At 66.5% G+C, this 25,173-nt stretch carries 22 protein-coding genes; 16 read left to right on the top strand and 6 right to left on the bottom strand.

The annotated features are described in order from the left end of the window. Nucleotides 1–313: 313 nt before the first annotated feature. Both NA11_RS23245 and NA11_RS23240 read left to right on the top strand, forming a co-directional pair. Nucleotides 314–1,348 carry a hypothetical protein gene (locus NA11_RS23245; RefSeq protein WP_069164083.1) on the top strand — a complete coding sequence of 345 codons (1,035 nt, stop codon included), beginning with the start codon at nucleotides 314–316 and terminating at the stop codon, nucleotides 1,346–1,348. A gap of 137 nt (nucleotides 1,349–1,485) precedes the next feature. After that, nucleotides 1,486–1,914, top strand: coding sequence for a VOC family protein (locus NA11_RS23240; protein WP_069164082.1), 429 nt, complete (start codon nucleotides 1,486–1,488; stop codon nucleotides 1,912–1,914). A 54-nt stretch (nucleotides 1,915–1,968) separates the two neighbouring features. On the opposite strand, the gene NA11_RS23235 is transcribed toward NA11_RS23240, so the two are convergent. After that, entirely contained in the window at nucleotides 1,969–3,012 is a 1,044-nt protein-coding gene (locus tag NA11_RS23235) for a S66 family peptidase (RefSeq protein WP_069164081.1), read from the bottom strand. 321 nt (nucleotides 3,013–3,333) lie between these two features. On the opposite strand from NA11_RS23235, the gene NA11_RS23230 reads away from it, so the two are divergent. Next, nucleotides 3,334–4,326 (top strand): cytochrome c oxidase assembly protein, encoded by a 993-nt coding sequence (locus NA11_RS23230; protein ID WP_069164122.1) that lies wholly within the window; start codon nucleotides 3,334–3,336, stop codon nucleotides 4,324–4,326. Here NA11_RS23230 and NA11_RS23225 read toward each other — a convergent pair. From NA11_RS23225 to NA11_RS23215, 3 genes are read right to left on the bottom strand one after another with little or no spacing between them, the layout of a single operon-like run. After that, on the bottom strand, nucleotides 4,318–4,944 hold the full coding sequence (locus NA11_RS23225) for an SMI1/KNR4 family protein (RefSeq protein ID WP_174567716.1): 627 nt from the start codon (nucleotides 4,942–4,944) through the stop codon (nucleotides 4,318–4,320). The genes NA11_RS23230 and NA11_RS23225 overlap by 9 nt on opposite strands. Before the next feature lie 38 nt (nucleotides 4,945–4,982). Continuing rightward, nucleotides 4,983–6,260: a hypothetical protein gene (locus NA11_RS23220; protein ID WP_069164079.1), complete on the bottom strand. Its 1,278-nt coding sequence runs from the start codon at nucleotides 6,258–6,260 to the stop codon at nucleotides 4,983–4,985. Between the two features lie 8 nt (nucleotides 6,261–6,268). Next, a complete protein-coding gene (locus NA11_RS23215) occupies nucleotides 6,269–6,991 on the bottom strand; it encodes an MspA family porin (protein ID WP_245746097.1) in 723 nt (240 codons plus the stop codon). A 162-nt stretch (nucleotides 6,992–7,153) separates the two neighbouring features. Here NA11_RS23215 and NA11_RS23210 point away from each other — a divergent pair, with 162 nt between their 5' ends. After that, nucleotides 7,154–7,456 (top strand): hypothetical protein, encoded by a 303-nt coding sequence (locus NA11_RS23210; protein ID WP_069164077.1) that lies wholly within the window; start codon nucleotides 7,154–7,156, stop codon nucleotides 7,454–7,456. Between the two features lie 123 nt (nucleotides 7,457–7,579). Here NA11_RS23210 and NA11_RS23205 read toward each other — a convergent pair whose 3' ends face one another. Next, nucleotides 7,580–8,839, bottom strand: a complete 1,260-nt coding sequence (locus NA11_RS23205; protein ID WP_069164076.1) for a PucR family transcriptional regulator — start codon at nucleotides 8,837–8,839, stop codon at nucleotides 7,580–7,582. Between the two features lie 127 nt (nucleotides 8,840–8,966). Here NA11_RS23205 and pruA point away from each other — a divergent pair, with 127 nt between their 5' ends. The 3 genes from pruA to NA11_RS23190 all read left to right on the top strand — a co-directional run bounded on the left by pruA (nucleotide 8,967) and on the right by NA11_RS23190 (nucleotide 13,254). Then, the gene (pruA, locus tag NA11_RS23200) at nucleotides 8,967–10,604 is read left to right on the top strand and encodes an L-glutamate gamma-semialdehyde dehydrogenase (protein ID WP_069164075.1); all 1,638 of its coding nucleotides are present in this window, start codon (nucleotides 8,967–8,969) and stop codon (nucleotides 10,602–10,604) included. Then, the gene (locus NA11_RS23195) at nucleotides 10,604–11,572 is read left to right on the top strand and encodes a proline dehydrogenase family protein (RefSeq protein ID WP_069164074.1); all 969 of its coding nucleotides are present in this window, start codon (nucleotides 10,604–10,606) and stop codon (nucleotides 11,570–11,572) included. The genes pruA and NA11_RS23195 overlap by 1 nt, the downstream gene beginning before the upstream one ends. A 239-nt stretch (nucleotides 11,573–11,811) precedes the next feature. Beyond that, entirely contained in the window at nucleotides 11,812–13,254 is a 1,443-nt protein-coding gene (locus NA11_RS23190) for an amino acid permease (RefSeq protein ID WP_069164073.1), read from the top strand. 76 nt (nucleotides 13,255–13,330) lie between these two features. On the opposite strand, the gene NA11_RS23185 is transcribed toward NA11_RS23190, so the two are convergent. Beyond that, nucleotides 13,331–14,842, bottom strand: coding sequence for an MFS transporter (locus NA11_RS23185; RefSeq protein ID WP_069164072.1), 1,512 nt, complete (start codon nucleotides 14,840–14,842; stop codon nucleotides 13,331–13,333). A 74-nt stretch (nucleotides 14,843–14,916) separates the two neighbouring features. Between NA11_RS23185 and NA11_RS23180 the strand changes: the two genes are divergently transcribed. The 9 genes from NA11_RS23180 to NA11_RS23140 all read left to right on the top strand — a co-directional run bounded on the left by NA11_RS23180 (nucleotide 14,917) and on the right by NA11_RS23140 (nucleotide 25,158). Next, entirely contained in the window at nucleotides 14,917–15,813 is an 897-nt protein-coding gene (locus NA11_RS23180; protein ID WP_069164071.1) for a LysR family transcriptional regulator, read from the top strand. 190 nt (nucleotides 15,814–16,003) lie between these two features. Then, nucleotides 16,004–16,813 (top strand): NAD-dependent epimerase/dehydratase family protein, encoded by an 810-nt coding sequence (locus NA11_RS23175; RefSeq protein ID WP_069164070.1) that lies wholly within the window; start codon nucleotides 16,004–16,006, stop codon nucleotides 16,811–16,813. Between the two features lie 75 nt (nucleotides 16,814–16,888). Continuing rightward, nucleotides 16,889–18,289, top strand: a complete 1,401-nt coding sequence (locus NA11_RS23170; RefSeq protein WP_069164069.1) for a sugar porter family MFS transporter — start codon at nucleotides 16,889–16,891, stop codon at nucleotides 18,287–18,289. Further along, nucleotides 18,286–19,308 (top strand): lactonase family protein, encoded by a 1,023-nt coding sequence (locus tag NA11_RS23165; RefSeq protein WP_245746095.1) that lies wholly within the window; start codon nucleotides 18,286–18,288, stop codon nucleotides 19,306–19,308. Before NA11_RS23170 ends, NA11_RS23165 begins: the two co-directional genes overlap by 4 nt. Nucleotides 19,309–19,381: 73 nt before the next feature. Then, nucleotides 19,382–20,350 (top strand): LysR substrate-binding domain-containing protein, encoded by a 969-nt coding sequence (locus NA11_RS23160; RefSeq protein ID WP_245746094.1) that lies wholly within the window; start codon nucleotides 19,382–19,384, stop codon nucleotides 20,348–20,350. A gap of 10 nt (nucleotides 20,351–20,360) precedes the next feature. Next, nucleotides 20,361–21,290, top strand: a complete 930-nt coding sequence (gene kdgD / locus NA11_RS23155) for a 5-dehydro-4-deoxyglucarate dehydratase (RefSeq protein ID WP_069164068.1) — start codon at nucleotides 20,361–20,363, stop codon at nucleotides 21,288–21,290. Beyond that, the gene (locus tag NA11_RS23150; protein WP_281197057.1) at nucleotides 21,287–22,423 is read left to right on the top strand and encodes an L-talarate/galactarate dehydratase; all 1,137 of its coding nucleotides are present in this window, start codon (nucleotides 21,287–21,289) and stop codon (nucleotides 22,421–22,423) included. Before kdgD ends, NA11_RS23150 begins: the two co-directional genes overlap by 4 nt. Before the next feature lie 15 nt (nucleotides 22,424–22,438). After that, nucleotides 22,439–23,881: an aldehyde dehydrogenase (NADP(+)) gene (locus NA11_RS23145; RefSeq protein WP_069164067.1), complete on the top strand. Its 1,443-nt coding sequence runs from the start codon at nucleotides 22,439–22,441 to the stop codon at nucleotides 23,879–23,881. Nucleotides 23,882–23,883: 2 nt separating this feature from the next. Next, nucleotides 23,884–25,158, top strand: a complete 1,275-nt coding sequence (locus tag NA11_RS23140; RefSeq protein ID WP_069164066.1) for a glucarate dehydratase family protein — start codon at nucleotides 23,884–23,886, stop codon at nucleotides 25,156–25,158. Nucleotides 25,159–25,173 lie beyond the last annotated feature (15 nt).

Below are 25,173 nucleotides of genomic sequence, written 5' to 3'. Positions count from 1 at the left end.
CCGGCGACCTCCCCCGACCGACCGTTAGCGGTTCATAAGTGGTTCGTAAGTGCTCCCGCCCACACTGGCATCAGCCGAAACCGGTTGGTCATCACCTGCAAAGGCCTCCGGTCGTCACGATCAGCACCGCCGCACCTCGCCCCCAAGCGCTTTCTGCCCATCGCGCTCGGACTCCCGGCGGTGGCCGGTTTCGGCGTCTTCCTTCCGCGACAACACGTTCGCCACCGGAACTCGGGTCCTGACACCAGGCGCGCTCGCCTCTACTCTCAGCCGAACCTCGCCCTGAACCTGACCAGCGAAACCCGGTGCGCACGTGTCCGTCGAACAACCGAAGATCCGCGAATCCCGACAGCGTGCCGCCGCACGCCGCGCGCCCTGGATCGTCCTTGCCGTCGCAGCGTGCATCGCTCTGCTCGCGCCGCTGTCATTGACCTTCACCGACGCCTGCGACTACCTGGAGTGCCGAAAAGAAATGGCACCCATCGCGCTTGTCGTCAGCTACCTCGGTGCCATCTTCACACTCCTTGTGGCGTGGGTGATGATCGATCCCCGCGCCCCGCACGGTCGGCATCGGGTCATCGGAGCGCTGATCGCGCTGATCGGCGTCTTCGTCTCGTCCTGGATCGGTTGGCAGGTCGCTGATTTCGTGAGCTACGACGACCGGCCGCTGCTCCATCGAGAGTCGAGGGCCATCAAGACTGCGCTCGGCCGAATGCCAGGAGTCCGCGAGGTTTCCACCGCTGCCCCAAGCCAAGGCCCGTTCTCGGCCGTTGTCATGCTGACCGAGGAGGCAACCCTGGCGCAGGCCAAAGCCGTGATCGAGGCTTTCCGTGAACAGACAACAGCTGCACCGGACTTCCTGCCGTGGGAGTACGACATCAAAGTCCGGCAAGGCGTCGCCGAAAGCTCCTTCACAACAGGCAAATCAGGGCTCGACTCGGCCACAGACCGACTAGCGCTCTGGTTCGCTCTCCGCCAAGCTTTCCCCCAGGACGAGGTGAAATGGACGTACCACACATGGGACTACTACGAGTACAAAAGCAGCGACCAACGCAGGAGACCTGACACGGCCGTCGGCGGCATTTCACTGAAGCTGGTGAACGCGAACGACTTCGCCGCGGTAACCGAAAGTTACAGACGCCTGATGCGAGACTTCCCTCAATTCTCCGAGGCATTCTGGGAGGTCGGCCCCGCCGCCCACGGAAGCGGATCCCTCAGGGTGAACAACCGATATCCGACCGAACCCGAACTCGCCGACTGGAATCAACGGAACGAACTAAACCGGCCGTATCCCTACCACCTCTGCATTCCTTACCCTTACCCCCTGAACTGTGGACCGTACAGATAACATCGCCAGCCCGCCCATCCGTGCAATCATCCTGCCGCACCGTGCCTTTCATGCCGCAGATCTACACCGGCTTGACCTAAACCTAGCTTCAGGTACCAACATGGGGTCGCCCGAGGTACCCCAGCAGGAGGAAGCTCATGCCGAAGCTTGATCGCATTGTCGAGTCCGCCTTGTATGTCGACGACCTCGACCGTGCTCGAAACTTCTACCGCGATGTCATGCAACTCGAGCCGCTGATGGACACCGAGAGGTTGTGCGCATACGACGTCGGAGGCGACAACGTCCTCCTCCTCTTCCAGCGCGGCGCCTCACTGGAACCAACAGTGTTGGCAGGCCCCGACCTACCGAAAGGTGAGATCCCACCGCACGACGGCAGCGGGCCGCTGCATGTGTGCTTCGCCGTATCGGAGGACCAACTTGCCGAGTGGGAAACGCAACTCAACGCACACCACATACCGATCGAAGGACGAACCCAGTGGGTACGCGGCGGGCAGAGCATCTACTTCCGGGATCCGGACAACCACCTGCTCGAGCTCATGACTCCAGGTAACTGGCCGATCTACTGACCACCAGTAGCCCCTGATCAGCCGACCAATTCGATTGCCCCAGAGCGTGTCTCGTCAGTAGGTGACGAAGATCTTGCGGGCGATGCCGTCTATGCGGATTCGGCCGCCATAGGGCATGACCAATTGGGGGTCGGTGTGGCCGAAGTCGAGGTTGAAGACGGCGGTGGCTTCGGGGGCGTATTCGGCGAGGGCCTTCAGTATCGCGGTGCGTTGATTCTCGCGGTAGGCGGACTGTTCGAGCGAGGTGGTCGGGCGGTCGAGGGACCAGGTCTTGGGTTTGGCGACAAGGACGGCGGCGAATTGGGACAGTAGGCCGCGCTCGCCCATGTTGCGCAGGATGCGGTAGACCTCAGTGTGCGAGGGCAACTCTTCAGACGTTTCCAGCATCAACACACCCCCGGCATAGGCGGCGACGGGCTGGATCGCGCGGTCGGCCATGAGTAACCAGGACAGGATCTCCAGGTTGCCGCCCCAACTCGGGCCGGTGATGACGCGTCCCGCGTTGTGCCAGATCCACGGACCGCAGGGCTGCATGACGGGTGTGCTGGTGAAGGTGGCCGGGTCGGCCCAGTCTCGGTCGACGTCGCTGGAGGAGTCGGCGGCGCGCAGCTCGTACTCGCCGGAGGTGAAGAGGGCGGCGCGCAACGAGTCCACGGTCAGCGGGTGCATCGCGCCAGGTCTACCGAATTGCACCATGACGGTGCCGCCGTGATAGCCGACGATGCCCAGCCCTGCGAGATAGGCAAGCAGGTTGGTGTTGTCGCTGTAGCCGAAAAACGGTTTCGGGTTGGCGGACAACAACTCTGGATCCAAATGCGGCAGCACGGTGAGCTGATCGTCCCCGCCGATGCTTGCGATCACTGCGGCGATCGAGGGGTCGACGAAGGCCGCATGGAGATCGGCAGCGCGCTCGGCCGGAGTACTCCCCATCCGACGAGTGGTCGGATACTCCACCGGCTCTAGACCGAAGTCCTCGCGCAGTCTGCGCACACCGAGCTCATAAGGCAGCGGGAAAATCTGCGGCAGCCCACTGGAGGGCGATACGACCGCGACGCGATCCCCAGGCTTCAGCTTCGGCGGATAGAGAGACGCTCGCATGCCAGCAAACCCTACGACCCAGGCCGGGAAACTCCCGCACCCGACCACGACGACCGCTGGTCACCGTGCGCCGCTCCGGACGGATGGTGTAGACAGTACGGGTCGGATGCATGCACGCATGCGCACATCATACCTAGTTGCGACGGCGTAGATGATCCGGCGTCACGAGGGCGGTCGCGCGCACCGAGGACTTCGGGCATCAGGGTCCGGTCGACAACCCTCGAATGGCATGTGCAGCGCGGACTCCCCGGGTAGCGGTTCCGACCAACCGGGTTGCCCACGCCCGCAACGGTTTTCAGTGCTCGAAAAGTGGAGGTCTGGATGGTACGGCGCGGTCTGATCGACTTGCCGGAGGCACCACCGTCGTTCGGTGCGATGCTGTCGTGGCAGCCGCAACCGTTCCCGCTGCTCCCGGCGATCGCCATCGCCGCCGCGGCGCTGTACGTGCTCGGCGTCGTACTGCTGCGGCGACGCAACCGGACGTGGCCGTGGTGGCGGACGGCATGCTTTCTCAGCGGCTGTCTGCTGCTGGCGACGGTGACCGGGCTTGCCATCGAAGGCTACGGCTACAAACTGTTCAGTGCCTGGATGTTTCAGCATCTGACCCTATCGATGGCGATCCCGCCATTGCTGGTGCTCGGATCGCCGGGCGTGCTGCTGCTGCGAGCGACACCACACCATGGGCTCGGCAGACTCCTGCTCATCACGGCACTCGCCGGGTTACGCAGCCGCACAACACGGTTGCTCCTGCATCCCGGATTCACCATCCCGCTGTTCCTGTTCAGCTACTACGGCGTCTACCTCACCTCCATCCTCGACGTCGTCGGTTCGTCGGTCGCCGGGCATCTGTCGCTGGAGGTCTTCTTCCTGGCGAGCGGAATCCTCTTTGTCGTGCCGGTGCTCTCGATCGGGCCGCTGCCGATCCGCCAAACCAACCTCGGCCGGTTCTTCGACCTGTTCGTGGAGATGCCGCTGCACGTGTTCATCGGCGTCATCCTGATGATGGCGACCGAGCCGGTGGTGCGCATGTTCGAGAACCCGCCGGCCGGGTGGGGCGTCGACGTCCTCGCCGACCAGAAGTCGGCAGGCGGGCTCGCGTGGGCGTACGGCGAACCCGTCGCGTTCATCGTCGTCGTGGTTTTCGCGATCCGATGGCGGCGCGACGAAGTACGCGAGAGCGCGATCAGCGAAAAGTACCGCGACCGGCTCGGCGATGAAGACCTGCTCGCCTACAACGCCTATCTCACCGACCTGAACAAAGCAGCCAGCGCAACGATGCGCACGACCGAGGTCAGGAATGGGCAGCTACGGTGAGCGGTGCACGGTCCTCAGTTGATCGACCATAGTGGTCAGGTAGTCACGGAGACTGGGATACGTCCTGGTTTCGCGGCCAAAGGTCCACACCGGCGCGCTGGCGCACGCACCGTTTCCTTCGCATCCAACGGTCAGCACGAACCGGCTTTGGTCGTTGTTGGCGCCGATCAGAATGAGGTCATCGAACGAGCGCACCCCGAACTCGTCTGCAGACACCTCGGATTCATCGAGCAGGTCCAGAAAGATCTCGCGTTCCGGCGACTCCCTGGTCAACTGTTCGGTCGAGAAAAAGGCGGTCGATCCGAAGACGAATCGCCAACCATTCGCGTGTCCGAGCCACTCCCGCAGCTGACGATCGAATCGCTTCCCGAGACGCTGCTCAGCGGCATCGATCTGCTCGGTGGTCGCAGGCGGGTTCGGCGGAGTGAGGAACTGAGTGAGATCCTCGTTCTCCCCGCCGTGGGTTTTGTCGTAGTCGTACCAGCGTTTCTGCTCGCTGGTCAAAGCTGCGATCGTGTCGGTACACCAGTCGCCGGAATCGTCACTGGCTGGCCGCGAGCATGCTGCGGTCGCGGCCAGCGCCGCCATCAGCATCACCGTGGTGCGGAAGAACCTCACGCTCTGCTCCTTTCGCATGCAGGGCTCGTTGACATCTTCTAGTAGGGAGCGATCGTGGGTGGTACTGCTCGGAGAACTCGCGGATCGACCTGCGGCACACACCCCACGCCGGCAATCCACTCACCTGGCACGAACGCCCGCGCCTTGTAGTTCTCCGGATATTTCTCGGCCTGACTGCCGATGGAACTGTTCAAGCTCCCATCCATCGGCAGCCAAAATTTCGGCAGCGGGTCCGGATTTCCGCTCCACGTGGTGTCAGGCAGATGGCCCGCATGGATCGTTCCCGAGGGGTACACGTCGGTGTCGACCTTAGGTGGGTAGTAGGTGGCCCTGTCGCTGTTTCGTTTCCGTTCTCGTGCCCGGTCGACCAGGATCTCGTCTGCCTCGGTGAGCTTCTTCCTCGTCAACGGGCTCCCCGGGTTCGCATAGGTCAGGTCGTTCGCAGCGTCGATGTACTTGTCGCGCTGCTCCTTCAGGTTCCTCAGCTGGACCGGGCTCAAGGTGGCAGGGAGACGCTTGCTGCGCGGGCTCGGCAAGCACACCGCGACCAGTCCTTCACAGTCCTTGCTGGTGTCGGTCACGCTGCACCACTTCTTCTTGCGGTCGCGTTTCATGTTGCGGTCGCGATACTTCTTGTACCAGTCGTTCCGAACCTCTTCCCAGACCTTCTCTTTGATCTGGTTCTTGTTGCCGAGGCACTCCTTGTTGTGGAAGTTGGCACGTTCGGTGACCCTGGCCACCAACGGATCCTCTGATCCGAGTTCAGCTTCGAGCGGGCCGACGATCTCGGTGACGATCTCGTGCACGACGTCGGAGCCCAAGGGTGCCAACCCGCAAGCAGGCCGGATGTAGGGCTCGAGGAGCTCCCGTGGACTGGGTACCCGTCGCGGCTCCTCCCCCGACGAACAGGGCGCATTCGCAGGCTGGCCGGGCAGCGCCGGTGGCCGGTACCCGGGAACGGCGATGATCGCCGTGCACGGATCCGGCGCCGGACGCGCCGACGGCGGCGTGAGTGCCCCAGCCGGTGGTTGCGCCGGTGGCGCGGACGGAGGCGCGCTGGGCAGCGAAGGTTGCAGCGGTGTCGGCGCGGTCGGTTCTTCGATCTCCGGGAAGTTGCCCCAGCACGGCCAGCCGGGATGCATTTCCTGCCATTGTGGGCACGGCACATACGGATTGATCGGCTTCGCGTCCGCATCGGGTGTTCCGTTGGCGGTGACCAGCAGGCCGATACCGGCGGCCAGCGCGGCAACCATGACGACGATGCCGAAGTGACGCCGAACCGAAGCGAGCCATCCGATTGTCTTGTTCGGTGACATCGCTTGTCTCACAAGTAGATCGGGTCGCCGTAGACGGCTAGTGAATTGTCCGCGGTTGGCGTGGAGATGTTCACCTGCGCGTAGGAGCGCAGGCTCACCGGGCCCATGCAGCCGTCGATTTTGATGTGGACCTGGTCCGACGTGATCGAACCATGGCGTCCAGCCAAGGGCTTGGTGCCGAATGGAATTGTGGTGATCGTGCCCGGCTTGAGCGTCACTGTCGGCGCAATGCTCGCACTACCACCGACTCCCAGCGTGGTGATGCCGATGGAGATGTTCGGGCCGATCGCCAATCCTATTGTCACACCACTGGTTACGTCGACCTGGCAACCGATCTGATAGCCGAGCGTGATCGTTCCGGCGTTCACCGGCGCGCTGCCCATGCCGTCGATGTCGGTGACCGCTTTGAGGCTGACAAACCCTTCCCGAGTGAACGGTGTGGCGGCGAGATTCGGATATCTGTCGAGGTTTTCGTCGGTCTTGGTGATCCGCACCTGCCACCCGTCGTCGGTGGTGACCTCCCGCGACTTATCCGCTAACGGTTCGGCAGCGGCGGAGCCCGCTGCGACGACGCCGACCATAACGCAGGTCAGCAATCCGAAAAATCCCGCATGTTTGCTTCGAATACGCATGAACACCCCCGTGTGCAGACACTGTTCAGCAATCAAATGAGAACGAATCGGCCTGTGCCACAGGCGAATCCCCCCAGATGACACCCCTTCGCGGGCCACGCTAGCACACGAGCCACGGAAACCGAAACAACTCTCCGCGATTGGCACACGAGGATCCGTCGCCGCCGAAACATTCCGAAATAACAACTGCAGATCCCCGGTCGAATGGACGAGCCGGGTACGGGCAGGTAGCGTCACCGCAACTTTGATGAGGAGTTGCGGATGAAAAGCATTGCCTTACTGGCAATTGGGGCTGCCTTGTTGCTGTCCGGATGTGGTTCGGGCAGCGACGACTCGAAGCCGGCCACTGCGGCGACGAACGCGCAGGTGCGCGCGAAGACGTGCCAGGACTATCTACCGGTGTTGAGCAAGTTGAAGGCGGTCAGCGAGGAGTCCGCGAAGAAGACCGCCGAGGATTCGATCGCGTTGCTTCCGCAGTCCGCGCAATGGCCGAGCCTCAACGAGACAGACCGCCAGTCGATGATCGCCGGGATTCACGACGCCGCCGCCGGAAAGTGTCGGTGACACAAGGCTAGCCAGGCCTGAGATCCGCACCCCGCTCCGTGGATCCGCACCCGTTCCGGGTGCCCGGAGTGGGTGCGGATCAACAGAGACGGTGCGGATTCCAAGAACGAGTGCGAACGCAGGTCAACCCGCAGCGGGTCCCCCATCACGACCGTGCTCACGCCGGTGCAACGCCAACTGGATTTCGAGCAACAACCGATCGGCGGGATCGGTGAGGTCGACGCGGAGAATCTCCTCGACGCGACGAATGCGGTAGCGCAACGTATTCGGGTGCACCTGCAGCGCCGCCGCGGCGGCCCGCACATCACCGTGCTCGCGCAGATAGATGTCGACGCTCTCCCGCAGACTCGCCGAGTGCTTGAGGTCGTACTCCGACAACGCACGCAACCGCGGATCATGCAGTTCGGACCGCGTTCCGACCAGATCGAGGATCTCACCGAGCAGCACCGCGGTCCGCGACTCCGCCAGCGTCGTCACCCGGCCACGCGGATACGACGCGACGGTGCTGTCGAGCACCCGATCGACCTCACGCCGAGCCCCGGCCACCCCGCTCAAATCACCCACCGGACAGGCAATCGCCGCCCGCAACGCCAGTGAGCGTTTGGTGTCGAGCTGCTCGACCAACTGCCGCGTCCACGCCGTCACCGCGTGCGCGGCTTTGTAGCTCGGCAACAGCACATACACCCGATCACCGAGCGTCGCGGTCACCGAGTCGCTGCGAAACGAGCTGGCGCGCAACCGAAGCATGTTCCCCAACGCCGAAGGCTCAATGGCAGCAGCGGTTTCGGTCGCGGTCAACGCGAACCCGACCACCGCGGCAGGCCCGGTCATCGGCAGGTTCAACGTGCTCGCCACGGACGCGATATCGGCGGGACTTCCCTCCCCGAACAACCGCTGCACCAGCAACGCCTCGGTGGACGGCGCATCGAGACTGCGCGAGATCAACCGAGCCGCAATGGCCGAGGCCCCGCGCAGAATTTCCGCCGCGTCCGGCTTGAACGGCCGATCTCCTTGCTGCAACCAGATCGACCCGAGCACCCGAGGCGCCCGCGCCGCCCCGTCGGCTGGATGGCGAATGCTGACCACCATCCTGCGTTTGATGTTCAACTCGTCGTGCTCGGGCACATCGATGACCTCATCGGTGCTCCGCAGCCGATCGAACACCCCCCACTTTCGCAACACCGTCAAATACTCGCGCGGCCCTTCCCGCCCGAGAATCGACATCACCCGCAACTGGTCGGCCGACTCATCGGAGGCCGAGTACGCCAGCACATGGGATTGCGGGTCTTCGATCGACACCATCCCGCCGGCGTTCTGCGCAACGATCTGCGCGAGACCGAACAGGTCGATGTCCGCGGCAACCAGCCCACTATCAACAGCCACGACTACGCCTTTCGGCCAACTCGACAACACACTCATCCCATCTTTGTCCTTTTAGCCCATTTCCCGCGTACTTTTCCGGTGTTGACTTCGGCTGACCGCAGTATTGCCACATCCAGCAGGAGGAATCATGGATGCCATCGTGTCCACACCGCGGCCGGTCAACGAGCCGGTAGGCACGTTCGCGCCCGGTAGTGCGGAACGTACACGGTTGCAGGCGAAGCTGGCAGAGCTCGGCTCGACTCCGACCGAGGTGCATCACGTGATCGGCGGGACGCACCGGCGCAGTTCGGGCAAGACGATAGACGTCGTGCAGCCGCACCGCCACGCCGCCGTGCTCGGCACGCTGACCCCGGCGCGCCCGCGCGACGTCGAGGACGCGATGGACGCGGCCACCGCCGCGGCGCCTGCCTGGCGTGCGATGTCGTTCGAGGATCGGGCCGCGGTGTTCCTGCGTGCCGCGGACCTGCTGGCCGGGCCGTGGCGCGAAACCATCGCCGCCGCAACGATGCTCGGTCAGTCGAAGACGGCCTACCAGGCCGAGATCGACAGCCCGTGCGAGCTCGTCGACTTCTGGCGCTTCAACGTGCATTTCGCCCGCCAGATCCTGGCCGACCAGCCCATTTCCTCGCCCGGCGTGTGGAACAAGGTCGAGTACCGCCCGCTGGACGGGTTCGTGTACGCGATCACCCCGTTCAACTTCTCCGCGATCGCGGGCAACCTGCCGACCGCGCCCGCGCTGATGGGCAACACCGTGGTCTGGAAGCCGGCGATGACCCAGTCGGTCGCGGCGTACTGGACGATGAAGCTGCTCGAGGCGGCCGGCCTGCCTCCCGGCGTCATCAACATGGTGCACGGCGCAGGCCCGAAGGTCTCGGATGTGGCGCTGCCCGATCCGCGCCTGGCCGGCATCCACTTCACCGGCTCCACCGCGACGTTCCAGCACCTGTGGCGCGCGGTCGCCGCGAACATCAGCGAGTACAACTCCTACCCGCGCCTGGTCGGCGAGACCGGCGGCAAGGACTTCGTGCTCGCGCACAGCTCGGCCGATCCCGAGGTGCTGACCACCGCGCTGATCCGCGGCGCGTTCGACTACCAGGGCCAGAAGTGCTCGGCCGCGTCGCGCGCGTTCGTCCCGAAGTCGGTGTGGGCCAAGATGGGCAGCGACTTCATCGACAAGGTCGCCACGCTGAAGTACGGCGATGTCACCGACTTCAGCAACTTCGGTGGCGCGCTGATCGATCGGCGTGCCTTCGACAAGAACGCCGAGGCGATCGCCCGTGCGAAGGCCACCCCTGGTCTGTCGATCGCGGCGGGCGGCCACGCCGATGATTCGGTCGGCTACTTCGTCGACCCGACCGTGCTGCTCGGCGAGGACCCGACCGACGAGGCGTTCTCCACCGAGTACTTCGGCCCGATCCTGTCCGTGCACGTCTACGACGACTCGGTGAAGGGCGCGTTCGAGCAGACCCTGGAGCTGGTCGACAAGGGTTCGCCGTACGCGCTGACCGGCGCGATCATCGCCGACGACCGCACCGCGATCGCGGCGGCGACCGAGGGACTCCGCTTCGCCGCAGGCAACTTCTACATCAACGACAAGCCCACCGGCGCGGTGGTCGGGCAGCAGCCGTTCGGCGGGTCGCGTGCCTCGGGCACCAACGACAAGGCAGGCTCGCCGCAGAACCTGCTGCGCTGGACCTCGGCGCGCACCATCAAGGAAACGTTCGTCCCGGCGACCGATCACCGCTACCCGCATCAGGAGGCGTGATGGCATTCTCGACCCTGCTGCGGCCCGCCATGCTGGCCGCGTCGCGCTCTCCCCGCATGGAGCGCGCTATCACCAAGATGTCGATGACCAAGAAACTGGTCGATCGTTTCGTCGCAGGCAGCACCGCGGATCAGGCGGTCGCCGCCGTCGAATCCCTGCTCGCCTCCGGCCGCTACGTCACCATCGACTACCTCGGTGAGGACACCACCGACATCGAGCAGGCCCGCACCACGGTCACGCACTATCTGCACATGCTGTCCGCGATGGCCGAGCTCGACGTCAAGACCGACTCGGAATCGGTTCGGCCGCTAGAGGTTTCGCTCAAGCTGTCGGCACTCGGCCAGTCCCTGGCCCGGGATGGCGACGCGATCGCGCTCGATCATGCGCGGCAGATCTGCACGGCCGCGGAAGCCGCAGGCGTCTGGGTGAATGTCGACGCCGAGGATCACACCACCACCGACTCCACCCTGCTGATCGTGAAGGCGCTGCGCCGCGACTTCCCGAGCCTCGGCACGGTCCTGCAGGCCTACCTGCACCGCACCGAGGGCGACTGCCGGGAGCTGTCGGGCCCCGGCTCGCGGATCCGGCTGTGCAAGGGCGCCTACAAGGAGCCCGCGTCGGTCGCGTTCCAGGGCAGGGCCGCCGTCGACGAGTCCTATCTGCGCTGCCTTCAGGTGCTGATGCAGGGCGAGGGCTACCCGATGGTCGCCACGCACGACCCGGCGCTGATCACCGCCGCGCAGCAGTACGTCGAGTCGACGCAGCGCAAGGCCGACGAGTTCGAGTTCCAGATGCTGTACGGCATCCGCGACGAGGAACAGAGCAGGCTGGTCCAGGAGGACAACCACCTGCGGGTCTACGTGCCCTACGGCGACGAGTGGTACGGCTATTTCATGCGCAGGCTGGCCGAACGTCCGGCCAATGTCGCGTTCTTCCTCCGCTCACTGAAACCGGGCAGCGCACGCTGAATCCGGTAGTCACCGCCACGGGTCCGCCCCGGCCGCAGGAATCGGCCGGGGCGGGCGCGTTCCCGGGGTCGGTCAGGACAGGCGAGCCCGAGCCGCGCCCGTCCGGTTGGCCAACCAGGGTGAACATTATTTGGCCAACTCACCGATCACAGCGGGGCTGTGGTCGTATTTAGTAACCACAGCTCGAAGTGTGACCCGCATTACGCACCGTTGCGTGGCGCGGAGGAGAAAGGAAACACATGTCCATCGCGGATTTGCGTGGCCAAATGCTGCGCCGCAAACCCCTGGGACAGGTCGAAGACGAGGCCGCCCCCGCCGACGAACAGCTGTCCAAGTCGCTCGGCCTGTGGCAGCTGACCGCCATCGGCGTCGGCGGCATCATCGGTGCGGGCATCTTCACGCTCGCAGGCGCGGTCGCGAACAAGACCACCGGTCCCGCGGTGCTCATTTCGTTCCTGATTGCCGGTGTCGCCAGCGCGGCCGCGGCGCTCTGCTACGCGGAGTTCGCGGGCATGGTGCCGAAGGCGGGCTCCGCATACACCTACGGGTACGTCTCACTCGGTGAGCTCGCAGGGTGGTTCATCGGCTGGGACCTGCTGCTGGAGTACATCGCGGTGGCTGCGGTGGTCGCCATCGGCGTGTCCGGCTACTTCCGCTTCCTGCTCGGGCAGGTGGACATCGACTTGCCGAACGCGATATTGGGTGCGCACACCGAGGCCGGTGACGGCAAGGTGATCGACCTCTTCGCGGTGTTGTTCTGTCTCGGCACCGCATGGCTGCTCTCACGCGGTATCCGCAGCGTCGGCCGGTTCGAGACCGTCGCGGTCGGCATCAAGGTCGCGCTCGTCGTGTTGATCATCGTGCTCGGTGTCTTCCACATCGACAGCTCGAACTACACCCCGTACTTCCCGTTCGGCACCGGCGCCGTGTGGACCGGTGCGGCCACCGTGTTCTTCGCGGTGTTCGGCTATGACGCGATGAGCACCGCCGCCGAGGAGTCGACCGACGGCAAGAAGCACCTGCCGAAGGCCATCCTCTACTCGCTCGCCATCGCGATGGTGCTGTACGTGCTGGCCACGCTGGTGCTGACCGGCATGCAGAAGTACACCGAGATCAGCCCGACCAGCGGCTTCTCCACCGCCTTCGAATCCGTTGGCATGCCGGGCATTGCGAACATCATCGCGATCGGCGCGATCGTCGGCATCGTCACCGTGGTGCTCACCTTCATGCTCGGCGTGACCCGTGTCTGGTACGCGATGAGCCGGGACGGGCTGCTGCCCGAGTGGTTCGCCAAGACGCACCCGGTGCGCAAGGTGCCGACCCGGGTGACCTGGATCGTCGGCGTCGGCGCCGCGATCATGGCCGGTCTGCTCGATATCACCGTGGTCGCCGAGCTCACCAATATCGGCATCCTGATGGCGTTCATCGTGGTCTCGGTCGCGGTGATCGTGCTGCGGCGCACCCGCCCCGAGGAGCCGCGCCAGTTCAAGCTGCCGTTCATGCCGGTCGTCCCGCTGATCGGTATCGGCTTCTCGCTCTACCTCATCTGGTCGCTGCCGTACGCGACCTGGTACCGGTTCGCGATCTGGCTGGTCGTCGGTCTCATCGTGTACGTCCTCTACTCCCGGAAGCACTCCAAGCTGGAGCGCACCGGACTGTCCGACGCGAAGACGCTCGCGTAGCAGAACTCCGCGGGGCAATGACGCCAGCTCCGCGGACCGATTGGGTGGGTGTGCCTTCGGGCCCACCCACCCAGTCTTATTTCCGGGCACGTCGGCGCGCCAGCAGCGACTCTCCGACGACCAGCACACCGAGGACGAGCACGATCGCCCCCATCACACGGAAGCCGAGATCGGCGGCCGAGACGAAGGCTGCGACAACGTCATTGGCGCGGTCGGCGGTGGTTGCGGCGAGCGCCTGAGCCACCGTGTGCGGATCGTGGCCTGCGCGGATGTCCGACGGCATGGCGTCGACGAATCGTGCGGTGAGCACGGTGCCGATGACGGCGACGCCGAGGGCGCTGCCGAATTCCCGCGTGGTGGCTTGTAATCCGGCGCCGACACCGGCTTGGGCGTGCGGCAGCGAGCCCGCGATGGCGGCGGACAGCGTCGGAAGTGCCAGCGTCACACCGATTCCGGTGACCACGAGCCACGCGGCGTAGGCGAGGTAGGGCGACTGCGCGGTGCTGGTGGACAGGCCGAGCAGTCCGCCACCGACGCAGGCGAAGGCGAGCGCGACGGTGGCGTCGAGGCCGATGCGGTGCGCCAGGCGTCCGACGTGTCGGGTGCCGAGGATGATCGGAACGGTCAACGGGATGACGCCGAGTCCGGTCTGCAAAACGCTGAATCCCTTGACGTACTGCAGGTATGACGCGTTGACGTAGAACAGCGCGAACATGCCGAAGAAGATGGCGGTCATGCCGAGGCAGGCGCTGCGCAGTCCGGGCAGGCGGAACAGTCGTGGATCGAGCAACGGATGTTCGACCTTCAGTTCGACAATCGTCCACCCGACGAACAGCACAGCCGCGCAAACGAACCCACCGATCACCAGCGCGCTCCCCCAGCCCGCTTCCGGCCCTTGCACGATGCCGAGCAGCAACGCGACCGAGGCGCCGACCAGCAACACCGTGCCTGGCAGATCGATGCGACGATCATGGCGCGCCGACACCGGCGCGACCATGCCGACGACAGCAGCGAGCACCAGCGAAATCGGCACGGCGGCAACGAACAACCAACGCCACGAACCGCCTGACAGCACCGCGCCGCCGCCGACATTGCCGAGGATGCCGCCGATACCCGACATCGACGCCCAGACCGCGATCGTCGGCGCCTTGCGTGCCGCGGGGACTGCGTGCATCAGGATGGCCAGGGTGTTGGGCAGCACGGCAGCCGCGCCGACACCGGTGACCGCCCGGCCGATCAGCAGGACCGCCACATTCGGAGCCACCGCCGAAATCAGCGCGCCCACCGCGAACAACAGCAGGCCGGTGAGCAGAACTCCCTTGCGCCCGAAGCGATCTCCGGCGGCGCCGCCGGGAATCACCAAGCAGGCGAAGAAGATAACGTAGGTGTCGACGATCCAGATCAGTGCCGACGCGGACGGATGCAGTGCGCTGGCCGCGAGCATCGGGACGGCCAGGTTGATCGCGGCGACCATGCCGACGACCAGGACGACGCAGGCGCACATGACCGCGAGCAGGCCGCGCCGCGCGACCGGCCGAGGTGGCAGATCGTTGGCCCGCGATGCCGGGTCGAGCATGTTGAGTGACATGCCGAGAACGGTATGAACTCGGTGGATTCCGTGCCACGCAACATTGACAACCTATATTTGCTTAGGATGCAACTATGCCCGAGCACCTGGACCTGAACCTGCTGCGAGTGTTCGACGCACTACTGCAGGAGCGCAGTGTCACCGGAGCATCGGAGCAGCTGCACCTGTCCATCCCGGCAACCAGCCGGGCGCTCGGCAGGCTGCGGCGGGCGATGAGCGACCCGATCCTGGTGCGCGCCGGTCGCGGGATGGCGCCGACACCGTTCGCGCTGCGCACCGCACCACGGGTGCGTTCGCTGCTCGACGAGGCGTCCGCCCTGATCACCGCCGACCGCGCGATCTCGATCGCGGAACTGCAGCGCACCTTCACCATTCGCATCAATGACGGCGTCGCGGCAACCCTGGCGACGACCGCGGTCGAAGCCACCGCCGCGGCGGCCCCCGGCGTGACCCTGCGCTTCGTCACCGAGGGCACCGAAAGCACCGAGGCGCTGCGCGACGGTTCGGTCGACCTCGACATCGGCGTAGGCGACGTCGCGACGCCCGACCTCCGCACTGCCCCGCTGTATCGCGAGCGCATGGTCGGCATCGTCCGCGCCGACAGCCCACTCGGCAGGCGCCGCCGCCCGACGCTGCGGCAACTCTGCCAACATCCCCATGTTTCGGCCTCGCGCCGAGGCCGCGACCGCGGTCCGCTCGACGAGGCGCTGGCGGCGGCGGGGCTGGAGCGCCGCGTCGCCGCCGTCGTGCCCACCCTCGCCGTCGCCATGTTCCTGGTCTCCACGAGCCACTATGTCGGGCTGGCGCCGCAGCGCCTTGCCGAGCAGTACGGTCAAGCGCTCGGGCTTCGCTGGTTCCCGATCCCCGCGGAGCTCCCCGACCTCGACGTGCGGTTGTGCTGGCACGCACGGCTCGACGCGGACCCGGCACAGCTCTGGCTACGCGACACCGTGCGCGCCGCCCTGGACTGATACCCGGACAGCATCAGTCGATATCGAAAGAGTGTTGGACAGGCATCAGTCCTGCCGCCTAACCTTCTGACACGTCGCGCGATGAGTGACCCACCCCACACTCGCCGCAGGGCACAGGAGGACACATGATGAGTGGAAGATCCCGGTCACCAGGCTGTTTCGGTTGCTCGCGGAACGGAGTTGATGCCGCATGAGCTATCACCGAATTCTGATCACGGGTGCGGGCGGCGGCATCGGCACCCTGATGCGGCCACGACTACGCCGCCCCGATCGCGTACTGCGCTTGCTCGACCTGACCGAACTCCCCGCCGCCGCACCGGATGAGCGGGTGGAGATCGTGCACGGCTCCCTCACCGACCCCGACACCATGGCGGCCGCGTGCCGGGACGTGGACGCGCTGATCCACCTCGGCGGCATCAGTCGCGAGGACAGCTGGGAGCGGATGCTCGCGGTGAATATCGACGGCACCAAGACGGTGCTCGACGCCGCGCGCGAGGCGGGCATCTCCCGCGTCGTGCTTGCGTCGAGCAACCATGCCGTCGGCTATCGGGTCGTCGGCGAGGCGGCGCCGAATCTCATTGCCGCAGAAGCGCCCCCGCGACCGGACACCTACTACGGCGTCAGCAAAGCGGCCATCGAAGCGCTCGGCAGCCTCTATCACTCACGGTTCGGCATGGACGTGATCTGCATCCGGATCGGCTCATGTTTCGAACGCCCACACGACGAGCGCGGATTGTCGACGTGGCTGTCCCCTGACGACGGCGCACGATTGTTCGAGGCGTGCCTTGCCGCGGAAAGCCCTGGGTTCCAAGTGATCTGGGGCGTCTCGAAGAACACCAGGGCCATCGTTTCGCTCCAGGAAGCCGAAGCACTCGGCTACCGCAGTGCGGACGACGCCGAGCAGTTCGCGGCCGATGTTCCGACCGGCCTTGCCGTCGAGCCGACCTATGTCGGCGGCCCCTTCCTCGAAACCCCACTCGGCAAACCGAATCCGCTCTGACTCCAGCGAAACTCGCCCCTCCTCGGCACGCATCGAGTGAGGGCACTTGCTCGACCGCGAAAGAAGCGCAGCACAATGTCATTCAAATCCACGGTTCAGGCCAGGAAATCCGCCATCGGCACCAATGTTCATTTCCTCTATTTCTTCGGCGCGCTCGGCGGCATCCTCTTCGGCTACGACCTCGGTGTCATTTCCGGAGTGTTGTTGTTCCTCAAGGATTCCTGGGAGCTGACCTCGGTGACGAAGGGTGTCATCGGCGGCTGTCTGGCGGCCGGGGCGATCATCGGCGCGGCGATCGCCGGGCGGATCACCGACCGGCTCGGCAGGCGGCGCACGATCATGATCGCCGCCGCGGTCTTCGGCGTCGGCGCACTCGGCTGCGCGGTGGCCCCCAACGTGCCGGTGCTGGTGCTCGCGCGCTTCGTCACCGGCATCGCGGTCGGGTGCTCCTCCGCGACGGTCCCCACCTACCTGTCCGAGCTGGCGCCGACCAGGGCCCGCGGCGCGTTGTCGACGCTGAACCAGCTGATGATCGTCTCCGGCATCCTGCTCGCCTACATCGTGGACTGGGCGCTGTCCGGATCCGGCAACTGGCGGTTGATGTTCGGTGTCGCCGTGATCCCTGCGGTCGTCTTGTTCGTCGGCATGACCGTGCTGCCCGAGACCCCGCGCTGGCTGGTGAAGGCAGGCCGGGAAGAGGAGGCACGCGCGGTGCTCGCAGGCACGCATCGCTCCACCGAGATCGATGAGGAGCTCAACAACATCCGCACCGTCAACCAGCTCGACGCACAGCAGCGAGGCAGGCTGCGTGACCTGCTCGCGCCGTGGGCGCGGCCCGCGCTCGTCGTCGCGCTCATTCTCGCTGTCGGCCAACAGTTCTCGGGTGTCAACGCGGTGAACCTGTACGCGCCGACCATGTTCACCGATCTCGGCTTCGGCAACTCGACCTCGCTGCTGGCAGCCATCGTGCTCGGCGTCGTCAAGGTGGCGTTCACCGCCTGGGTGATCTTCGTGGTCGACCGCTGGGGTCGTAAACCGTTGCTGCTGCTCGGCAACGTGTGCATGGCGGTGTCGCTGTTCCTGCTGGGCGTCGTCGTGTTGACCGTCGACAACAACACGGTCACCGGCCTGACCACGCTGATCCTGCTCAACGTCTACCTGGCCGGTTACGAGCTGGGCTGGGGCGCGGTGGTCTGGGTGATGATGGCCGAGGTGTTCCCGCTGCGGGTGCGCGGCGTCGGCATGGGTGTCGGCAGCGTGGTGCTGTGGAGCTCGACATTCACCATCACCTTCCTGTTCCCGGTGATGAACGACCATCTCGGCCTTGCCCGTTCGGCCTGGGTCTTCGCGGGGGTCAGCGTGGTGCTGTTCCTGCTCGTGCAGCGGTTCGTGCCGGAAACCAACGGGCGCAGCCTGGAGCAGATCGAACTCGACCTGCGGGCCAGGGTCGGCGGGGCAGCCACGGAACGGGCGTGACCGGCGTGGACCAGACCCTCGTCTACGTGTCGAACGCCGACAGTCACGAGATCTCGGTGCTGCTGCTCGACGCCACCGGCGTGCTGACGCCGGTGGGGTCGGCGCAGGTCGACGGCACGGTGATGCCGTTGGCCGTGCATCCGGAGCACCGCTTTCTCTACGCAGGGATCCGTTCGGAACCGTTCGCGGTCAAGACCTTTGCCATCCACCCGACCGGGCGGCTGCGACACCTCTCGACCACGCCGCTGCCGGACAACATGGCCTATCTCAGCACCGACCGGACGGGGCGGTTTCTGCTCAGCGCCTCCTACACCGGCGACAAGATCGCGATCAATCCGATCGCGGCGGACGGCACGGTCGATGCGTCGCCGCTGGAGGTGATCGCGACTGCGCCACACGCACATTCGATCGTCGTCGACCCGACGAACCGGCACGTGTTCGCGGCGGTGCTCGGCGGAGATCACCTGCTGCAGTACCGCTTCGACGAGGTCTCCGGCAGCCTGACCCCGCATCACCCCGCGGCGGTCGAGACCGAACTCGGCGCTGGCCCACGGCATCTCGTCTTCCACCCGAGCGGCCGCGTCGTCTTCGTAGCGAACGAGCTCGACGGCACGGTGAACAGCTACCTGCTCGACCCGACCGGCACGCTGACCCGCCTGTCGGCGATATCCGCACTGCCCGAGGGCTTTTCCGGCAGCCCGTGGACCTCGGACGTGCACGTCACGCCGGACGGCCGCTTCCTCTATGTGTCCGAACGGACCTCGGACACCATCGCAGCCTTCCGCGTCGGCGGCACACCGGGCGCGCTCGACCCGCTCGGGCACACCGCCACCGAAGCCCAACCACGCGGCTTCGCCATCGACCCGCGCGGCCGTTTCCTGGTGGCGGCGGGCCAGAAGTCCAATGCCATCACCACCTACGCCATCGACCCGCGCACCGGCGCACTCACCGCCCGCGACCGCTGCGCGGTCGGCCGCAACCCCACCTGGGTCGAGATCATCGACCTGGCCGCCGCATGACCGACTCAGGGCCCGGAGGAGGCAGCTTGCGTAACCACGGAGGGCCCCTCGGGCACGCGATGAAGGGCACTGCATGACCGGCAAGGACGACGCAGGCTCGGTGTCGTGGCTACGGGATCGCCCGCAGCGGCGCGCCGATGCGGGCAGGCTGGATCCCATGGTGTCTCTCGAACAGGTCCGCGGGTTCGTCACGGTCGCTGAGGAGGGCAGCTTTCGCCGCGCCGCGGACCGGCTCCGGATGACCCAACCGCCGCTGAGCAGGCAGATCCAGAAGCTCGAGCGCGACATCGGCGTCGAACTCTTCGACAGGGGCCAGCGTCAGGTGCAGCTGACGCCGGCGGGTGAGGTGTTCCTGATCGAGGCACGCAGGCTGCTCGCCCTCGCCGAAGGTGCGCCTGACACCGCGCGGCTCGTCGCGGCAGGCGGCGCGGGCAAGGTGCGGATCGGTTTCACCGCCGCGTCCGGGTTCGGCTTCCTCGGCAGATTCCTCAACCATGTGGAACAGGGGCTGCCCGGGGTCGAGGTGGTGTTGCGCGAGATGGTGAGCTCGGCCCAGTTCGAGAACCTGCGCAGCGGAACGCTGGACCTGGCATTGGCCAGGCCGCCGTTCGATCGCACCGAATTCGACTGCGAGCTGGTGCATTCCGAACATCTCATGCTCGCGGTGCCCGAGGCACACCGGCTGGCCGCCGAGGGCCCGATCGCGGTCGAGGAGCTCGGTGGCGAGACGCTGCTGGTGTACGCGCCGGGCCCGGCCCGGTATTTCGCCGATCTGGTCGCCGGAATCCTTGCCGCCGTGCCCTATACGTCGACCCATGAACTGACCCAGGTGCACACCATGCTCGCCTTGGTCGCCGCAGGCCGTGGCCTGGCACTGGTGCCGGAGACCGCAGGCCATCTCCACCCCGACGGCGTGCGGTTCCGGCCGCTGGACGCCGTCGACGATCCCGTTGTCCTGTACGCGGTGTGGCGCCGCGACTGCGCGAACCCGGCCCTGCACCGGGTCGTGCGGTTGCTCGGCTCGCTACCACCCGCTCAGTGAAAGGAGCACCATGTCACATTTATCCGCAGCGGAACTAGGTCCCGCGCTCGGACAAGGGCTGTTGTCATTCCCGGTCACGCATTTCGACGCGGACCTCACGTTCGACGAGGCCGCCTACCGCAAACACATTGCCTGGCTTGCCCAATACGACGTCGCCGGGCTGTTCGCGGCAGGTGGCACCGGAGAGGGCTTCTCGCTGACCCCCACCGAGATCGATCAGGTGGTCCGCGCGGCGGTCGGCGAAACCGGCGGCCGGATCCCCGTCATCGCACCGGCCACCGCGGGCACCGCCGCCGCCGTGGAACAGGCGAAGGCGGCGGAAGTCGCTGGCGCCGAAGGTATTCTGCTGCTGCCGCCCTACCTCACCGAGTCGAGTCCCGACGGCTTGGTCGAGCATGTCGCCACCGTGTGCGCGGCCACCTCGCTCGGCGTCATCTTCTACAGCCGCGCCAACGCCACCTGCAACGACGTCACCCTGGCGCGGATGGCCGAACGCTGCCCGAACCTGATCGGGTTCAAGGACGGCGTCGGCAATATCGAAACGATGACCAGGATCTACGCCAGGCTCGGCGACCGCCTCACCTACATCGGCGGCCTGCCGACGGCGGAGACCTTCGCGCTGCCGTACGCCGAAATGGGCGTCACCACCTACTCTTCCGCGATCTTCAACTTCCTGCCCGAATTCGCGCTCGACTTCTATCGCGCCGTGCGCGCCCGCGACCGGGACACCGTCTACCGGCAGCTGCGCGACTTCGTCATCCCCTATCTCGACATCCGCGATCGGCAACCCGGCTACGCGGTATCCATCGTCAAGGCCGGGCTCGCCGCCATCGGCCGCCCCGCGGGCCCGGTGCGGCCGCCGCTCACCAATCTCACCGAGGGGGAACTCAGCGAGCTCACCACGCTGGTGCGGACGATCACCGCGGCGGCGGCCGGGTGAACGCCGCGTCGACCATGGACCGCATCACCGAGGTCACGATCTCCTCGGTCACGCTGCCCCTGCCGACCGGCATCAGCGACGCCAAGGTGCTGACCGGCAGGCAGCGGCCGATGACCGAGGTGGCCGTGCTGTTCGCGGAGATCAGCACCGAGGCCGGGTTGACCGGCCTCGGCCTCAGCTACGCGAAACGCGCAGGCGGCCCAGCACAATTCGCGCATGCGCAGGAGCTGGCCCCGGTGCTGCTCGGCGCGGATCCCAGCGATATCGCCAAGATCTGGGACAGGTTGCTGTGGGCGGCGGCGTCCGTCGGCCGCAGCGGGCTTTCGGTCCAGGCGATCGCCGCGTTCGATATCGCGCTCTGGGATCTGAAGGCCAAGCGCGCCGGCCTGCCGTTGGCCAAACTCCTCGGCGCGCATCGGGATTCGGTGCGCTGCTACAACACCTCCGGCGGCTTCCTGCACGCACCGATCGAGGAGGTGCTCGAGCGCGCGGAAGCATCGCTGGCACACGGCATCGGCGGCATCAAACTCAAGGTCGGCCACCCCGACAGCGCGGTCGACCTGGCCAGGGTCACGGCGGTGCGGGAGAAATTCGGCGACCGAGTGCCGCTGATGGTCGATGCCAATCAGCAATGGGACCGTGCCACCGCGCGCCGCATGTGCCGGGCATTCGAGCCGTTCGGACTGACCTGGATCGAAGAACCCTTGGACGCCTACGATTTCGACGGCCACGCCCGCTTGGTGTCGACCTTCGACACCCCGATTGCCACCGGCGAGATGCTGACCAGCGCCGCCCAGCACGCCCAGCTGATGCGCGCGGGCGGCGCCGACATCGTGCAGCCCGACGCGCCACGGATCGGCGGCATCAGCCCGTTCCTGCGGGTGATGGCGCTCGCCGATCAGGAAAACCTGCAACTGGCACCGCATTTCGTCATGGAGGTGCATCTCCACCTGGCCGCAGCCTATGCCCGTGAGCCGTGGGTCGAGCATTTCGAATGGTTCGACCCGCTGTTCAACGAACGCCTCGACATCGCCGACGGGCGGATGCACTTCTCGGCGCGCCCCGGCCTCGGCATCACCCGCAGCGACCAGTCCCGCGCCTGGACCGTCGCCGAACACTCCGTCCGCGCCTGATCTTTCGGAGGAATCATGGAGACCGACCCGACCGACCTGTCCCGCATCATCGAGGCGGCAGCGGCGGCCGCCGTCCCGCTGGCCGATACCACACCCGCCGAACGCGCCCGCTGGCTCAGCCATGTCGCGGCCGCGCTGGACGCCGCGGCAGACGAGCTGGTGCCCCTCGCCGCGGCGGAGACGCACCTGCCCGAAACGCCGCGTCTGCGCGGCGAATTGGCGCGCACCACCTTTCAACTGTCCCTGTTCGCCGAGGTGCTGACCGACGGCGAGTTCCTGCGTGCCACCGTCGATCACGCCGACCCGCAGTGGCCGATGGGCCCGCGACCGGACATCCGGCGCAGCGTGCTGCCGATCGGTCCGGCCCTGGTGTTCGCCGCGAGCAACTTCCCGTTCGCGTTCAGCGTCGCGGGCGGCGACACGGCCGCCGCGCTGGCCGCAGGCTGTCCGGTGGTGCTCAAAGCCCATCCCGGGCATCCGCGGTTGTCCGTGCGCACCGGACAACTCGTGCGTGCCGCCTTGCGCGAAGCCGGTGCGCCCGCAGGCATTTTCGACGTCATCCACGGCGTGGACGCGGGCACCACCGCCCTGCGGCATCCCGCCATCGCCGCGGCGGCCTTCACCGGGTCGGTGCCCGGCGGTCGCGCGCTGTTCGACATCGCGAACGCCAGACCACGGCCCATTCCGTTCTACGGCGAATTGGGCAGCGTCAACCCGGTCATCGTGCTGCCGAACGCGATCCGCGCCCGTGGTCAGCAGATCGTCGACGGCTTCGTCGGTTCGTTCACCCTCGGCGCCGGACAGTTCTGCACCAAACCCGGCCTGCTCCTGCTGCCTACCGAGCACGGGCTGACCGAGGCACTGCGCACCGCCGTCGGCGCGGTGCCCGCCCGACCGTTGCTCAACGACCGGATCGCGCACGGCTTCCGCACCGGAGTCGCGCAGCTGCGCGAACATCCTTCCGTCACGGTGCTTTCCGCCACGGACGACCCGCTCACGCCGACGCTGCTGCGCGTCACCGCGGCCGACTTCCGCGACGGCGGCGAACTGCTGCGCACCGAATGCTTCGGTCCCGCCGCACTTGTCGTCGAATACGCGAACTCCACTGAGCTGCAAGCACTTCTCGAGACCTTGGAGCCTGGTCTGACCGCAACGGTGTTCGCCGAAGACAGCGAAATCGAGGATGTCCGCCCGCTGCTGCCGACACTCACGGCGTTGGCCGGACGGCTGATCTGGAACGACTGGCCGACCGGGGTCACCGTCACCTGGGCCCAGCAGCACGGCGGCCCCTACCCCGCCACCACGGCGCCGACCACCACCTCGGTCGGCACCGCCGCGATCGATCGGTTCCTGCGCCCCGTCGCCTGGCAGGGCTTCCCCGACCGACTCCTCCCGCCCGCGTTGCGCGAGCACAACCCATGGCGGCTGCCACGCCGCGTCGACGGAAAGCGAGACTGATCATGCCGCCGGTCATCACCGACGTCCACCTGACCCCGATCCTCATCGCCGACGCCCCGCTGCTCAATGTCGGTGGCGTGCACCAGCCCTACACCCCGCGACTGATCGTTGAGATCGAGACCGACAGCGGCGCAACCGGTCTCGGCGAGACCTACGGCGACCACCACTACCTCGCCACGGCCACCGAACTCGCACCGAACCTCATCGGCATGCCGGTCACCGCGTGCCACGCGATCCGGCGGCTCGGCGGCAGCGACACCAGGATGCTCGCGGACAACCCGATCGCGGGCGGCCTGCGCGGCACCTTGACGACGGACAAGGTTCGGCTCAGCGTGATCTCGGCGTTCGAGATCGCGGCTCTCGACGCCGCAGGCCGCGCCATCGGCCTGCCCGTGCATGCGCTACTCGGCGGCAAGGTGCGCGACCGTGTCGACTATTCGGGCTACCTCTTCTACAAGTGGGCCCAACACCCGGTGTCCGACGCGCCGACCGATGAGTGGGGCGAGGTGCTCGACCCGGATGGCGTCGTCCGCTTGGCCGAAAGCTTCAGCGCCCACGGCGGATTCCGTTCCTTCAAGCTCAAGGGCGGGGTGTTTCCGCCCGAGGAGGAGGTCGCAGCGATCACCGCACTGGCGAAGGCCTTCCCCGACTATCCGCTGCGCCTCGATCCCAACGGCGGCTGGTCGCTGGCCACCGCGACCGCGGTCGCCGAAAGCCTCACCGGCGTCGTCGAATACCTGGAGGACCCCACCGCCGACGTCGCTGGCATGGCCGAGCTGCACCGCCGCACCGGAATGCCCTTGGCCACCAACATGATCGTCACCGCCGTCGACGAGATCCGCCCTGCCTTCGACGCCGACGCCGTTCAGGTCGTGCTGTCCGATCATCATTTCTGGGGCGGGCTGCACGCCACCCGAGAGCTGGCCGCCGTCTGCCACGCCTACGGCAAGGGCGTCTCGATGCACTCCAACACCCACCTCGGCATCAGCCTGGCCGCCATGACCCACGTCGCCGCCACCGTGGCCGACCTCGACTACGCCTGCGACACCCACTATCCGTGGCAGGCCGAGGACGTCATCACCGAGCGGTTCGCCTTCACCGAAGGGTCGATCGCGGTCGGCGATGCGCCAGGCCTCGGCATCGAACTGGACAGGGACGCGCTGGACCGGCTGCACAACCGCTGGCTGGCCATGCCTGCGCTGCGCGATCGAGACGATGTCGCCGCCATGCGGGCCGCCGAATCCGGATATCTGCCGCATATTTCCCCGAAGTACTGAACTCGGCGTGATCTG

The sequence above is a fragment of the Nocardia altamirensis NBRC 108246 genome (assembly GCF_001612685.1).
GTDB lineage: Bacteria > Actinomycetota > Actinomycetes > Mycobacteriales > Mycobacteriaceae > Nocardia > Nocardia altamirensis.
Note: the sequence above shows the minus strand (reverse complement) of the source record. Positions and strands in the feature narration are given on the sequence as shown.